A 13018-nucleotide genomic window follows, 5' to 3' on the forward strand; every position below is an offset into this window, starting at 1 on the left:
CCTTTTTTATTTGCCAGCACCTAGCTGGCCGGGAACATAACTAACAAAACGTATCCCACCAGCGCCGCCCACAACAGCATCGGTATTGAATAGAGATGGAAACGCCACCAGATACGGCGATCGTTTGCCATCCGTAACGCAATCAAATTTGCCAGCGATCCGGGTAATAAACCAAAGCCACCCACGTTTACCGCCCATGCCAGTAATAAAGACGGTGGCACATAATTGAGCAGCAAAATCGTGCTCGGCACGTTACTGATCACCTGCGATAAACCAATCGCCGTTAACCATAATCCGGGTTCGGATAAATGACTCACGTTACTTAACACCCCCTGCAAAGCTGGCAGTTGGGTTAGTAAATGGACGTCGATAAACATCGCCATAAATACCAGCAGCAGAGTCCAGTCCACGCTGATCACCACGCGACGAGCCAGCAGCGCAAAGCCCGCCGCTACAATCACCAGTCCCCACAGCTCTTGTTTTAACTCCAGCGCCGTCAGAAAGACGATATACAGCCCCAGACAACTCCACACCAGCCGCGGTTTCCACTCAGGTGTTTGCGCCCCCGTATGATATTGCAGCGCCTTTCCAGGGAAACAACACCAGCACAGTAGGAGGAGTGTCAGCATCATTGCGCCAGCCAGCGGTGCCATTTGGGCAATAAACCCGGCAAACGAAAGACCAGAACGACCCCAGATAAGAATATTTTGCGGGTTGCCAATCGGCGTCAGTAGCGAACCCGCATTGACTGCCAGCGCCTCAAAAATAATCAGTCGATTAATCGGGATCTCACACAGTCTTTTTAGTGTGATTGTCAGCGGAACAACAATAAACAGCGCGACATCGTTGGTCAGAAATGTTGAAAGCAACGCCGCCGCCAGCACCATAAACATTGCCAGCCGACGCTCAGTAGCAAAGCGGCGCACCATTTTGCGCCCCAGCACATCAAAATAACCGCTTAACTCCACACCTTTGGTCAGCAGCATCAGGCCACTGAGGGTGATGATAGTGTGCCAGTCGATAGCAGCAAGCCAGGATTTCGGTACAAAGGGAACGAAAAAACTTAATCCGATGCCAACAAGAATTAATAACTGAAAAAAGCGATCGCCTTGTAGCGTGCGTAAAAAAGGCAGGCTCATTTGGCACCGTGTTTCTGGGTAAACAAACGAAAGGCATCCAGCGTCTCTTCACTGACATGGTGCTCCATGCCTTCCGCGTCGCGACGAGCGATTTCCGGGCTGACGCCCAACACCAACAAGAAATTTTCGACTATCTGATGTCGCTCGCGGCTTTCCTGCGCCAGTTTCTCTCCTTCTGCCGTTAAAAACACGCCACGCCAGGGGATCATTTCAATCAGCTCCATGGTTGCCAGTCGTTTGAGCATTTTAGCCACCGTCGGTTGCGAAACGCCCAGACGAGCAGCCATGTCCACCTGACGAGCTTCCCCCACTTCCCTGATCAAGTCAGAAATCAGCTCAACGTAATCATCAATAAGCTCGCGCCGGTGTGCCTCTCTGACCTGGCGGAACCCTTCAACGTGCTCTTCCACATTCACTAACTGCGTCACTTTTTTTGCTGTTGGCGTACCTGCGCGACGACTCATTGTGCTTCCTCATTATGGTGACGCATACATAGCGTTCTCATTTCGTGCGCACATTGTAAACCAGAGTTGCGAAGGTACAAAAAATTAACGTTTTAGCAATAGCTATATAATATAGCCTGTGCTATATCTGTATGTAATGCAATCATCTCTCAAGGATCGACGGGATTAGCAAGTCAGGAGGTCTTATGAATGAGTTCAAGAGGTGTATGCGCGTGTTTAGTCATTCTCCCTTTAAAGTACGGTTAATGCTGCTCTCTATGTTGTGCGATATGGTCAACAACAAACCGCAGCAAGATAAACCTTCCGATAAATAGCGGCGTCGCGGTACGCCGCTTCACTCCTGCTTTTATGCAGGCACAACGCGTTTTGCTCTGAAAAACCCCACTTTTTGTCGGATTTGCAATCCCCTTCGCAAAAGATTTGTTCGTCAGTAGTTGACCTGAACGGCAGCTCGCTCTATCTTCTTGCAGCCCTGCGTATATTGCGGCTCGCGGATGCGGACCCTTTTCCCCTCTTCACGCACTCTTGCAGGTATTGACCCTTGACGCCAGGGTAAGCACATGGCGTTTGTTACGATAGTGGCATATGAATTTAACCCTCAAAGAATCGCTTGTTACCCGTAGCCGGGTATTTAGCCCGTGGACTGCGTTCTACTTTTTACAGTCGCTATTAATTAACCTCGGCTTAGGTTACCCCTTCAGTTTGCTATACACCGCCGCATTTACGGCTATTTTGCTTTTGCTATGGCGAACATTGCCTCGCGTACAAAAAGTTCTGGTCGGTGTCAGTTCGCTGGTGGCAGCTTGTTATTTCCCTTTTGCTCAGGCCTACGGCGCGCCTAACTTCAATACCTTGCTGGCATTGCACTCCACCAATATGGAAGAGTCGACCGAAATCCTGACGATTTTTCCGTGGTATAGCTACCTGGTCGGCTTATTTATTTTTGCACTCGGCGTAATAGCAATCAGGCGGAAAAAAGAGAGCGAAAAAGCGCGCTGGAATACCTTCGACAGTCTGTGTCTGGTATTCAGTGTGGCGACATTTTTTGTTGCTCCCGTGCAAAATCTGGCCTGGGGCGGCGTATTTAAACTGAAAGATACTGGCTATCCGGTATTTCGTTTTGCTAAGGATGTCATCGTCAATAATAACGAGGTGATTGAAGAGCAAGAACGGATGGCAAAACTTTCCGGAATGAAAGATACCTGGACGGTCACTGCCGTTAAGCCGAAGTATCAGACCTATGTGGTGGTGATCGGTGAAAGTGCGCGTCGCGATGCCCTCGGTGCCTTTGGCGGTCACTGGGATAATACCCCGTTTGCCAGCAGCGTTAACGGTTTGCTTTTTGCTGACTACATTGCTGCCAGTGGCTCCACGCAGAAATCGCTTGGCTTAACACTCAATCGCGTAGTCGATGGCAAACCACAGTTTCAGGATAACTTTGTCACCCTGGCAAATCGCGCGGGCTTTCAGACGTGGTGGTTTTCCAATCAGGGCCAAATCGGCGAATACGATACCGCCATCGCCAGCATCGCCAAACGGGCAGATGAAGTGTATTTCCTGAAAGACGGTAATTTTGAAGCAGATAAAAACACTAAAGACGAAGCGTTACTGGATATGACCGCGCAGGTGCTGGCGCAAGAACACTCGCAACCGCAACTGATTGTTTTACATCTGATGGGCTCACATCCACAGGCCTGCGACCGGACACAAGGCAAATACGCAACCTTTGTGCAATCGAAAGAAACGTCATGCTATCTCTATACCATGACGCAAACGGACGATTTACTGCGTAAGCTGTACGATCAGTTACGCAATAGCGGCAGCAGCTTCTCGCTGGTTTACTTTGCGGACCACGGTCTGGCCTTTAAAGAACGCGGCAAAGATGTGCAATACCTTGCCCATGATGATAAGTATCAGCAAAATTTCCAGGTGCCTTTTATGGTCATTTCGAGCGACGATAAAGCGCATCGGGTGATTAAAGCCCGCCGTTCAGCCAATGACTTTTTAGGCTTTTTCTCGCAGTGGACGGGAATTAAAGCGAAGGAAATTAACATCAAATACCCGTTTATATCTGAGAAGAAAGCCGGGCCGATATACATCACCAACTTCCAGTTACAGAAGGTAGATTACAACCATCTCGGAACCGATATTTTCGACCCGAAACCTTAAAACAAAAAATCCGCCCCGAGAGGCGGATTTTTTATATCACCGAAGTGATTAGAAGCGGTAACCAACACCGGCAATCCAGGTGCCTACGTCAACGCTACGAATACGGCTCTGCTCGTAAGAGAAGTCCAGAGCAACGTTTTCCATCGGGTTGAACTGCAGACCAGCACCGTAGGAGAAACCGTAGTCGCTGGTGTCGTGTTTGTAGGTCGGGTATTCAGTGGTCTGGAATTTACCATAACCCACACCCACTACACCGTAGATGCTTGCCCAGTCGTTAATGCGGTAAGCCGGACCAGCAGTGATGCCGTAGTACTGGTTTTTGTTGTAGTCACCAGAGCTTGCAGTACGGCTTTTCTCGGTGTAAGTGAAAGAACCGATCACACCCAGCGGGCTGTTGTCTTCTTCATAGCGGTATTTCAGGTTGAAACCGCCCATTTTGTTCATTTGGCCCTGAGCGTCGCTCTGTGCGTAACCGCCAGTTACGGTAGAAGTCGCAGCTACGGAAGTACCTGCGGTGAAAGCCAGAACTGCGGCCAGTGCTGAAAGACATGCAATTTTTTTCATAACCACCTCAAATGTGATTCAAATAAGTCCTAAGTTTTAAATATATCAAAAATTAATGGGAAACTCTTCGCGATTTATGATGTCTAACGGGCCATTTCATGTAACAGAACGTTTCCATACACCGCTATCCATCTAAATTTAAATCACTTTTTCAGAGAACTGCGTAAGTATTACGCATGTATTCCCTGTCATTCATCCAGATTATTCCTAATCACCAGACTAATGATTCCATCAATCCTGACGCATTTTAGTCAAAACGGGGGAAATTTTTTTCAACAAATGCTCAACCAGCATTGGGTATATCCAGTACACTCCACGCTTTACTTAGGTTTAGATATTTGTGGGAGAAAGGATGCCTGGTTCATTACGTAAAATGCCGGTCTGGTTACCAATAGTCATATTGCTCGTTGCCATGGCGTCTATTCAGGGTGGAGCCTCGTTAGCTAAGTCACTTTTTCCTCTGGTGGGCGCACCGGGTGTCACTGCGCTGCGTCTGGCATTAGGAACGCTGATCCTCATCGCGTTCTTTAAGCCATGGCGACTGCGCTTTGCCAAAGAGCAGCGGTTACCGCTGTTGTTTTACGGCGTTTCGCTGGGTGGGATGAATTATCTTTTTTATCTTTCTATTCAGACAGTACCGCTGGGTATTGCGGTGGCGCTGGAGTTCACCGGACCACTGGCGGTGGCGCTGTTCTCTTCTCGTCGCCCGGTAGATTTCGTCTGGGTTGTGCTGGCGGTTCTTGGTCTGTGGTTCCTGCTACCGCTGGGGCAAGACGTTTCCCATGTCGATTTAACCGGCTGTGCGCTGGCACTGGGGGCCGGGGCTTGTTGGGCTATTTACATTTTAAGTGGGCAACGCGCAGGAGCGGAACATGGCCCTGCGACGGTGGCAATTGGTTCGTTGATTGCAGCGTTAATTTTCGTGCCAATTGGAGCGCTTCAGGCTGGTGAAGCACTCTGGCACTGGTCGGTTATTCCATTAGGTCTGGCTGTCGCTATTCTCTCTACCGCTCTGCCTTATTCGCTGGAAATGATTGCCCTCACCCGTTTGCCAACGCGGACATTTGGTACGCTGATGAGCATGGAACCGGCGCTGGCTGCCGTTTCCGGGATGATTTTCCTCGGAGAAACACTGACACCCATACAGCTGCTGGCGCTCGGCGCTATCATCGCCGCTTCAATGGGTTCTACGCTGACAGTACGCAAAGAGAGCAAAATAAAAGAATTAGACATTAATTAAATTTACATTTCTGCATGGTTATGCATAACCATGCAGAATTTCTCGCTACTTTTCCTCCACACCGTCTTTATATATCGAATTATGCAAAAGCATATTTATTCCGAAAATTCCTGGCGAGCCAATAAATAAGAATTGTTCTTATCAATATATCTAACTCATTGAATTTTTATTAGTTTTGTTTTTCACGCTTGTTACCACTATTAGTGTGATAGGAACAGCCAGAATAGCGGAACACATAGCCGGTGCTATACTTAGTCTCGTTAATTACTGGGACATAACATCAAGAGGATATGAAATTATGAGTACCGCTAAATTAGTTAAATCAAAAGCGACCAATCTGCTTTATACCCGCAACGATGTCTCTGACAGCGAGAAAAAAGCAACAGTAGAGTTGCTGAATCGCCAGGTTATCCAGTTTATTGATCTTTCTTTGATTACCAAACAAGCGCACTGGAACATGCGCGGCGCTAACTTCATTGCCGTACATGAAATGCTGGATGGCTTCCGCACCGCACTGATCGATCATCTGGATACCATGGCAGAACGTGCAGTGCAGCTGGGCGGTGTAGCTCTGGGGACCACTCAAGTTATCAACAGCAAAACCCCGCTGAAAAGCTACCCGCTGGACATCCACAACGTTCAGGATCACCTGAAAGAACTGGCTGACCGTTACGCAATCGTCGCTAATGATGTACGTAAAGCGATTGGCGAAGCGAAAGATGACGACACCGCAGATATCCTGACCGCCGCGTCTCGCGATCTGGATAAATTCCTGTGGTTTATCGAGTCTAACATCGAATAAATCCATCGCTGATGGTGGAGAACTTTAGTACCCGATAAAAGCGGCTTCCTGACAGGAGGCCGTTTTGTTTTGCAGCCCACCTCAACGCACTTATTTAGTGCATCCATCTGCTATCTCCAGCTGATTAAGTAAATTTTTTGTATCCACATCATCACACAATCGTTACATAAAGATTGTTTTTTCATCAGGTTTTACGCTAAATAATCACTGTGTTGAGTGCACAATTTTAGCGCACCAGTTTGGTGCCCCAGAATGGTGCATCTTCAGGGTATTGCCCTATAAATCGTGCATCACGTTTTTACCGCATCTCGATAAATCAATGAGTTGCAAAACTGGCACGATTTTTTCATATATGTGAATGTCACGCAGGGGATCGTCCCGTGGATAGAAAAAAGGAAATGCTATGAAGTCTGTATTAAAAGTTTCACTGGCTGCACTGACCCTGGCTTTTGCGGTTTCTTCTCATGCCGCGGATAAAAAATTAGTTGTCGCGACGGATACCGCCTTCGTTCCGTTTGAATTTAAACAGGGCGATAAATACGTGGGCTTTGACGTTGATCTGTGGGCTGCCATCGCTAAAGAGCTGAAGCTGGATTACGAACTGAAGCCGATGGATTTCAGTGGGATCATTCCGGCACTGCAAACCAAAAACGTCGATCTGGCGCTGGCGGGCATCACCATTACCGACGAGCGTAAAAAAGCGATCGATTTTTCTGACGGCTACTACAAAAGCGGCCTGTTAGTGATGGTGAAAGCTAACAATAACGATGTGAAAAGCGTGAAAGATCTCGACGGGAAAGTGGTTGCTGTGAAGAGCGGCACTGGCTCCGTTGATTACGCGAAAGCAAACATCAAAACTAAAGATCTGCGTCAGTTCCCGAACATTGATAACGCCTATATGGAACTGGGCACTAACCGCGCAGACGCCGTTCTGCACGATACGCCAAACATTCTTTACTTCATCAAAACTGCCGGTAACGGTCAGTTCAAAGCGGTAGGTGACTCTCTGGAAGCACAGCAATACGGTATCGCGTTCCCGAAAGGTAGCGATGAGCTGCGTGACAAAGTCAACGGCGCATTGAAAACCCTGCGCGAGAACGGAACTTACAACGAAATCTACAAAAAATGGTTCGGTACTGAACCGAAATAATAATGCTACGCCTGTAAAGCGCACTGGCAGTTCCCTCTCCCCTCTGGGGAGAGGATTAGGGTGAGGGGCGCAAACCCGCTCCGGGGCCGTTAATTACCCTGAATTTGATTATTTACACCACGGTAACAGGAACAACATATGCAGTTTGACTGGAGTGCCATCTGGCCTGCCATTCCGCTTCTGATTGAAGGTGCCAAAATGACCCTGTGGATTTCGGTCCTCGGTCTGGCTGGCGGCCTGGTGATCGGATTGCTGGCAGGTTTTGCACGCACCTTCGGTGGTTGGATAGCCAACCACGTCGCGCTGGTCTTTATTGAAGTGATCCGCGGCACACCTATCGTCGTCCAGGTGATGTTTATCTACTTCGCCCTGCCGATGGCGTTTAACGACTTACGCATCGACCCATTTACTGCGGCGGTGGTCACCATCATGATCAACTCCGGCGCATACATTGCGGAAATCACACGTGGTGCGGTGCTGTCTATCCACAAAGGTTTCCGTGAAGCAGGACTGGCTCTCGGCCTTTCACGTTGGGAAACCATTCGCTACGTCATTTTACCGCTGGCACTGCGTCGTATGCTGCCGCCGCTGGGTAACCAGTGGATCATCAGCATTAAAGACACCTCGCTGTTTATTGTTATCGGCGTGGCGGAACTGACCCGTCAGGGGCAAGAAATTATTGCCGGTAACTTCCGCGCCCTTGAGATCTGGAGCGCCGTGGCGGTGTTCTATCTGATTATTACCCTGGTGCTGAGCTTTATTCTGCGTCGTCTGGAAAGAAGGATGAAAATCCTGTGATTGAATTTAAAAACGTCTCCAAGCATTTTGGTCCAACCCAGGTGCTGCACAATATCGATTTGAACATTGCCCAGGGCGAAGTCGTGGTGATTATCGGGCCGTCCGGTTCCGGTAAATCGACCCTGCTGCGCTGCATCAACAAACTGGAAGAAATCACTTCCGGCGATCTGATTGTCGATGGCCTGAAGGTTAACGATCCGAAAGTTGACGAGCGCCTGATTCGCCAGGAAGCGGGTATGGTGTTCCAGCAGTTTTACCTCTTCCCGCATCTGACGGCGCTGGAAAACGTGATGTTTGGTCCGCTACGCGTGCGTGGCGCGAACAAAGAAGAGGCGGAAAAACTGGCGCGTGAGCTGCTGGCGAAAGTCGGTCTGGCAGAACGTGCACATCACTACCCTTCCGAACTTTCTGGTGGTCAACAGCAGCGTGTGGCGATCGCCCGCGCGCTGGCGGTGAAGCCGAAAATGATGCTGTTTGATGAACCGACTTCCGCTCTTGACCCGGAACTGCGCCATGAAGTGCTGAAGGTTATGCAGGATCTGGCTGAAGAAGGGATGACGATGGTGATCGTGACACACGAAATCGGTTTTGCCGAGAAAGTCGCTTCGCGCCTGATCTTTATCGACAAAGGCCGGATTGCGGAAGATGGCGATCCGCAGGTGTTGATCAAGAACCCACCGAGCCAGCGCTTGCAGGAATTTTTGCAGCACGTCTCTTAACTTCTCAGCCTCCCTTTCCCCCGAAAGGGAGGCACACCAGATTCCTCTCATTTAAAATCGCCCCTCCCCCAGCATCTATACTTATCTTTTTGCTCTGTTTTCTCACTGGAGGAGTCATGCGGTGGATCCTGTTCATCCTCTTCTGCCTGCTGGGCGCACCTGCCCACGCGGTATCCATACCCGGCGTTACAACCACAACGACAACGGACTCAACGACTGAACCGGCCCCGGAACCGGATATCGAACAAAAAAAAGCGGCCTATGGCGCACTGGCGGATGTGCTGGATAATGACACCTCGCGTAAAGAGTTGATCGACCAGTTGCGCACCGTCGCCGCTACGCCTCCTGCGGAACCCGTACCGAAGATCGTACCGCCGACGCTGGTTGAAGAGCAAACCGTGCTGCAAAAAGTCACCGAAGTCAGCCGCCATTATGGTGAAGCCCTTTCCGCCCGCTTCGGACAACTTTATCGCAATATCACCGGCTCCCCGCATAAGCCGTTTAATCCACAAACCTTCAGCAATGCGTTGACCCATTTTTCAATGTTAGCGGTATTAGTGTTTGGTTTTTACTGGCTGATTCGCCTGTGCGCGCTGCCGCTGTATCGCAAAATGGGCCAGTGGGCACGGCAAAAAAATCGTGAGCGCAGTAACTGGTTGCAGCTTCCGGCGATGATTATCGGGGCGTTTATTATCGACCTGCTGTTACTGGCACTGACATTATTTGTCGGCCAGGTCTTAAGCGACAACCTGAATGCGGGCAGTCGCACCATCGCTTTCCAACAAAGTTTGTTTCTCAACGCCTTTGCCCTGATTGAATTTTTCAAAGCCGTACTACGCCTGATTTTTTGCCCCAACGTGGCGGAGCTGCGCCCGTTCACGATTCAGGACGAAAGCGCCCGTTACTGGAGTCGTCGCCTGAGCTGGTTAAGCAGCCTGATTGGCTATGGTCTGATTGTGGCTGTGCCGATTATCTCTAATCAGGTGAATGTGCAAATCGGTGCGCTAGCGAACGTCATCATTATGCTGTGCATGACGGTCTGGGCGTTGTACCTGATCTTTCGTAATAAAAAAGAGATTACCCAGCATTTGCTCAACTTCGCGGAGCATTCGCTGGCCTTTTTCAGCCTGTTTATCCGCGCCTTTGCGCTGGTGTGGCACTGGCTGGCAAGCGCCTATTTTATCGTGCTGTTTTTCTTTTCGTTGTTCGATCCGGGCAACAGCCTGAAATTTATGATGGGTGCAACGGTGCGCAGCCTGGCGATTATTGGTATCGCCGCGTTTGTTTCCGGTATGTTTTCCCGCTGGCTGGCGAAAACCATCACTCTCTCGCCACATACTCAGCGTAATTATCCGGAACTGCAAAAACGGCTGAACGGCTGGCTTTCGGCGGCACTGAAAACGGCGCGTATTCTGACAGTCTGCGTGGCGGTAATGCTGCTGTTGAGCGCATGGGGATTGTTCGATTTCTGGAACTGGCTGCAAAACGGTGCGGGGCAGAAAACCGTAGATATCCTGATCCGTATCGCACTCATTCTTTTCTTCTCGGCGGTTGGCTGGACGGTGCTCGCCAGTTTGATCGAAAACCGGCTGGCTTCGGATATTCATGGCCGCCCGCTACCGAGCGCCCGCACGCGTACTCTGCTGACGCTGTTTCGCAACGCGCTGGCGGTGATTATCAGTACCATCACCATCATGATTGTGTTGTCAGAAATCGGCGTCAATATCGCGCCATTGCTGGCAGGTGCCGGGGCATTAGGTCTGGCTATCTCTTTTGGTTCGCAAACGCTGGTGAAAGATATCATCACCGGCGTGTTTATACAGTTTGAAAACGGCATGAACACTGGAGATTTGGTGACTATCGGGCCGCTGACCGGCACTGTGGAACGGATGTCGATTCGCTCCGTGGGCGTACGCCAGGATACCGGGGCGTATCACATCATTCCGTGGTCTTCGATTACCACCTTTGCTAACTTTGTCCGCGGCATTGGTTCGGTAGTGGCAAATTATGATGTTGATCGCCATGAAGATGCTGATAAAGCCAATCAGGCACTGAAAGATGCGGTAGCGGAATTACTGGAAAACGAAGAAATTCGCGGGCTGATTATTGGTGAACCGAATTTTGCCGGGATTGTCGGCTTAAGCAATACCGCGTTTACACTGCGTGTTTCGTTCACCACGCTGCCACTCAAACAGTGGACGGTACGCTTTGCCCTCGACAGCCAGGTGAAAAAACATTTCGACCTGGCGGGCGTTCGCGCGCCAGTGCAGACTTATCAGGTGCTGCCTGCTCCGGGCGCGACCCCGGCTGAACCGTTGCCGCCGGGGGAACCAACGCTTTAACGCTGGCGATTGACAAAACGGCGGCGCTGCTCGTCGTTCATAAAGGTCCAGGCAATAAAGCGACTCTGCTTTTGCCCCTGGGCCATCTCTTTTTTAACCACTTTCACCGCGCCCACGTCCGTCAGAGCACGATACAACGGCGGCAAGTTTTCGCCACGAGATACCAGCGAGGTAAACCACATCACCTGCTTCGCGAAGCCTTTGCTCTCTTCAATCATCTTTTTGATAAAAGCCACTTCACCGCCGTCACACCACAGCTCCTGTTGCTGACCACCAAAGTTCAGTGCATCGTCTTTGTTCAGCCCCAGGTTACGCCGTTTACGCTCACTACCCGCCCGTGCCGCAGCGGCGGAATCGTGGAATGGCGGGTTACACAAGGTCGCGTCGTATTGCTCGTTTTTGTGGATAATACCGTTAAAAATCGCCCCGCTCTCTTTCTGCCGACGCAGACGAATGGCGCGGTTAAGCCCCGGATTAGCGCTGATGATCGCCTGCGCGCTGCTTAACGCCTGGCTGCTGGTTTCACTACCGGTAAAACGCCAGCCGTATTCATGTACGCCAATCAGCGGATAAATACAGTTCGCACCAACGCCGATATCCAGAATGCTGGCCCTGGCTGGAATTGTTCCTGTTGCTTCTGCCAGTAAATCGGCAAGGTGATGAATGTAATCTGCCCGACCTGGCACTGGCGGGCAGAGAAAACCGTCCGGGATATCCCAGTTCGCTACGGCGTAAAAATGGGCCAGCAACGCCTTATTGAGCGCCTTCACCGCCAGCGGATTGGCAAAGTCTACACTTTGCTCCCCGGCAGGTGTAAGCGTGAGGAATTGCCTGAGTTCAGGATTGACCTGACAAAGCGTGGCGAGATCGTAGCGGCTGTGATGACGGTTGCGCGGATGCAACCCCGGTTTCTGGGCGGACATAGCATTCTCCTTTAAGCAGCGGCGTAAGATACCCGCATAACGCGACAGGGTAAATATCTGGCGTCGTGTATCATGCGCAAAATATGCCACTTATCTTGTTACCCCATCAATTCACCATAAAAATCAGCATCATGCATGTCATTGATTTGTCTTATTTTGTAAAAATATATCGTTCAAAAAACAAGCACATCTCTGTCAATTTTTTGCGTCATTTTCATCGTCCAGGCGACCTACACTTATCAGGCACTACCCGTTGTATTTATGAGGATGTCATTATGAAAAAGTGCCTCACACTACTGATTGCCACCGTCCTGAGCGGAATCTCTCTCACGGCTTATGCCGCGCAACCGATGAGTAACCTGGACAGCGGTCAGCTACGGCCCGCCGGTACCGTTTCGGCAACTGGCGCATCAAACCTAAGCGATCTGGAGGATAAACTGGCAGAAAAAGCGCGCGAACAAGGCGCGAAAGGTTATGTCATTAATTCCGCAGGCGGAAATGACCAGATGTTCGGTACTGCAACCATCTACAAATAACCCCACCAACGTAACTGCATTCGCCTCTGGATGCAGTTTTCGCCTGTTTTGTAATCAAAAAACATCAAATATGAACGCAATGTAAATAAATGTATTTCTTTTTCGCGCAATGGGTGATAGAAAATCGCGCCAAGTGATAATGCTTATCAAAATTATTATCACTTGCACGAAC

14 protein-coding genes are annotated in these 13018 nt (G+C 50.0%); 9 read left to right on the forward strand and 5 right to left on the reverse strand.

Annotated features, from left to right (window positions below):
* Positions 1-20: 20 nt before the first annotated feature.
* Together ATB02_RS13235 and mntR are read right to left on the reverse strand one after the other, a co-directional pair.
* A complete protein-coding gene (locus tag ATB02_RS13235) occupies positions 21-1139 on the reverse strand; it encodes an anion transporter (protein WP_105271717.1) in 1119 nt (372 codons plus the stop codon).
* Positions 1136-1603, reverse strand: coding sequence for a manganese-binding transcriptional regulator MntR (gene mntR / locus ATB02_RS13240; RefSeq protein ID WP_097470657.1), 468 nt, complete (start codon positions 1601-1603; stop codon positions 1136-1138). Before mntR ends, ATB02_RS13235 begins: the two co-directional genes overlap by 4 nt.
* 185 nt (positions 1604-1788) lie before the next feature.
* Here mntR and mntS point away from each other — a divergent pair, with 185 nt between their 5' ends.
* Positions 1789-1917: a manganase accumulation protein MntS gene (mntS, locus tag ATB02_RS13245; RefSeq protein ID WP_001001761.1), complete on the forward strand. Its 129-nt coding sequence runs from the start codon at positions 1789-1791 to the stop codon at positions 1915-1917.
* Positions 1918-2188: 271 nt separating this feature from the next.
* A complete protein-coding gene (opgE, locus tag ATB02_RS13250) occupies positions 2189-3772 on the forward strand; it encodes a phosphoethanolamine transferase (protein WP_001054694.1) in 1584 nt (527 codons plus the stop codon).
* 48 nt (positions 3773-3820) lie between these two features.
* Here opgE and ompX read toward each other — a convergent pair whose 3' ends face one another.
* Both ompX and ATB02_RS26130 read right to left on the reverse strand, forming a co-directional pair.
* On the reverse strand, positions 3821-4336 hold the full coding sequence (ompX, locus tag ATB02_RS13255) for an outer membrane protein OmpX (RefSeq protein WP_001295296.1): 516 nt from the start codon (positions 4334-4336) through the stop codon (positions 3821-3823).
* A gap of 52 nt (positions 4337-4388) precedes the next feature.
* On the reverse strand, positions 4389-4454 hold the full coding sequence (locus ATB02_RS26130; protein ID WP_120795379.1) for a protein YliM: 66 nt from the start codon (positions 4452-4454) through the stop codon (positions 4389-4391).
* Positions 4455-4688: 234 nt separating this feature from the next.
* On the opposite strand from ATB02_RS26130, the gene rhtA reads away from it, so the two are divergent.
* From rhtA to ybiO, 6 genes are all read left to right on the forward strand, one after another.
* A complete protein-coding gene (rhtA, locus tag ATB02_RS13260) occupies positions 4689-5576 on the forward strand; it encodes a threonine/homoserine exporter RhtA (RefSeq protein ID WP_001295297.1) in 888 nt (295 codons plus the stop codon).
* A 298-nt stretch (positions 5577-5874) separates the two neighbouring features.
* Entirely contained in the window at positions 5875-6378 is a 504-nt protein-coding gene (gene dps, locus ATB02_RS13270) for a DNA starvation/stationary phase protection protein Dps (RefSeq protein WP_000100800.1), read from the forward strand.
* Positions 6379-6781: 403 nt separating this feature from the next.
* Positions 6782-7528, forward strand: a complete 747-nt coding sequence (gene glnH / locus ATB02_RS13280; protein WP_000843866.1) for a glutamine ABC transporter substrate-binding protein GlnH — start codon at positions 6782-6784, stop codon at positions 7526-7528.
* 138 nt (positions 7529-7666) lie between these two features.
* Positions 7667-8326, forward strand: a complete 660-nt coding sequence (gene glnP / locus ATB02_RS13285; RefSeq protein WP_001159065.1) for a glutamine ABC transporter permease GlnP — start codon at positions 7667-7669, stop codon at positions 8324-8326.
* Positions 8323-9045 carry a glutamine ABC transporter ATP-binding protein GlnQ gene (gene glnQ, locus ATB02_RS13290; protein WP_000569080.1) on the forward strand — a complete coding sequence of 241 codons (723 nt, stop codon included), beginning with the start codon at positions 8323-8325 and terminating at the stop codon, positions 9043-9045. Before glnP ends, glnQ begins: the two co-directional genes overlap by 4 nt.
* A 116-nt stretch (positions 9046-9161) precedes the next feature.
* Positions 9162-11387, forward strand: a complete 2226-nt coding sequence (ybiO, locus tag ATB02_RS13295) for a mechanosensitive channel protein (protein ID WP_105271718.1) — start codon at positions 9162-9164, stop codon at positions 11385-11387.
* Here the strand turns inward: ybiO and rlmF are convergent.
* Positions 11384-12310, reverse strand: coding sequence for a 23S rRNA (adenine(1618)-N(6))-methyltransferase RlmF (gene rlmF, locus ATB02_RS13300; RefSeq protein ID WP_157945208.1), 927 nt, complete (start codon positions 12308-12310; stop codon positions 11384-11386). The two genes, ybiO and rlmF, sit on opposite strands and share 4 nt — an antisense overlap.
* A 275-nt stretch (positions 12311-12585) precedes the next feature.
* Between rlmF and mcbA the strand changes: the two genes are divergently transcribed.
* A complete protein-coding gene (mcbA, locus tag ATB02_RS26135; RefSeq protein ID WP_000710619.1) occupies positions 12586-12846 on the forward strand; it encodes a DUF1471 family periplasmic protein McbA in 261 nt (86 codons plus the stop codon).
* Positions 12847-13018: the final 172 nt, after the last annotated feature.

Source organism: Escherichia sp. MOD1-EC5189 (genome assembly GCF_002966045.1).
GTDB lineage: Bacteria > Pseudomonadota > Gammaproteobacteria > Enterobacterales > Enterobacteriaceae > Escherichia > Escherichia coli_F.

Coding starts and splice junctions, on each gene's coding strand:
- ATB02_RS13235 (WP_105271717.1), bottom strand. CDS start 1,139: ATGAGCCTGCCTTTTTTACGCACGCTACAAGGCGATCGCTTTTTTCAG.
- mntR (WP_097470657.1), bottom strand. CDS start 1,603: ATGAGTCGTCGCGCAGGTACGCCAACAGCAAAAAAAGTGACGCAGTTA.
- mntS (WP_001001761.1), top strand. CDS start 1,789: ATGAATGAGTTCAAGAGGTGTATGCGCGTGTTTAGTCATTCTCCCTTT.
- opgE (WP_001054694.1), top strand. CDS start 2,189: ATGAATTTAACCCTCAAAGAATCGCTTGTTACCCGTAGCCGGGTATTT.
- ompX (WP_001295296.1), bottom strand. CDS start 4,336: ATGAAAAAAATTGCATGTCTTTCAGCACTGGCCGCAGTTCTGGCTTTC.
- rhtA (WP_001295297.1), top strand. CDS start 4,689: ATGCCTGGTTCATTACGTAAAATGCCGGTCTGGTTACCAATAGTCATA.
- dps (WP_000100800.1), top strand. CDS start 5,875: ATGAGTACCGCTAAATTAGTTAAATCAAAAGCGACCAATCTGCTTTAT.
- glnH (WP_000843866.1), top strand. CDS start 6,782: ATGAAGTCTGTATTAAAAGTTTCACTGGCTGCACTGACCCTGGCTTTT.
- glnP (WP_001159065.1), top strand. CDS start 7,667: ATGCAGTTTGACTGGAGTGCCATCTGGCCTGCCATTCCGCTTCTGATT.
- ybiO (WP_105271718.1), top strand. CDS start 9,162: ATGCGGTGGATCCTGTTCATCCTCTTCTGCCTGCTGGGCGCACCTGCC.
- rlmF (WP_157945208.1), bottom strand. CDS start 12,310: ATGTCCGCCCAGAAACCGGGGTTGCATCCGCGCAACCGTCATCACAGC.
- mcbA (WP_000710619.1), top strand. CDS start 12,586: ATGAAAAAGTGCCTCACACTACTGATTGCCACCGTCCTGAGCGGAATC.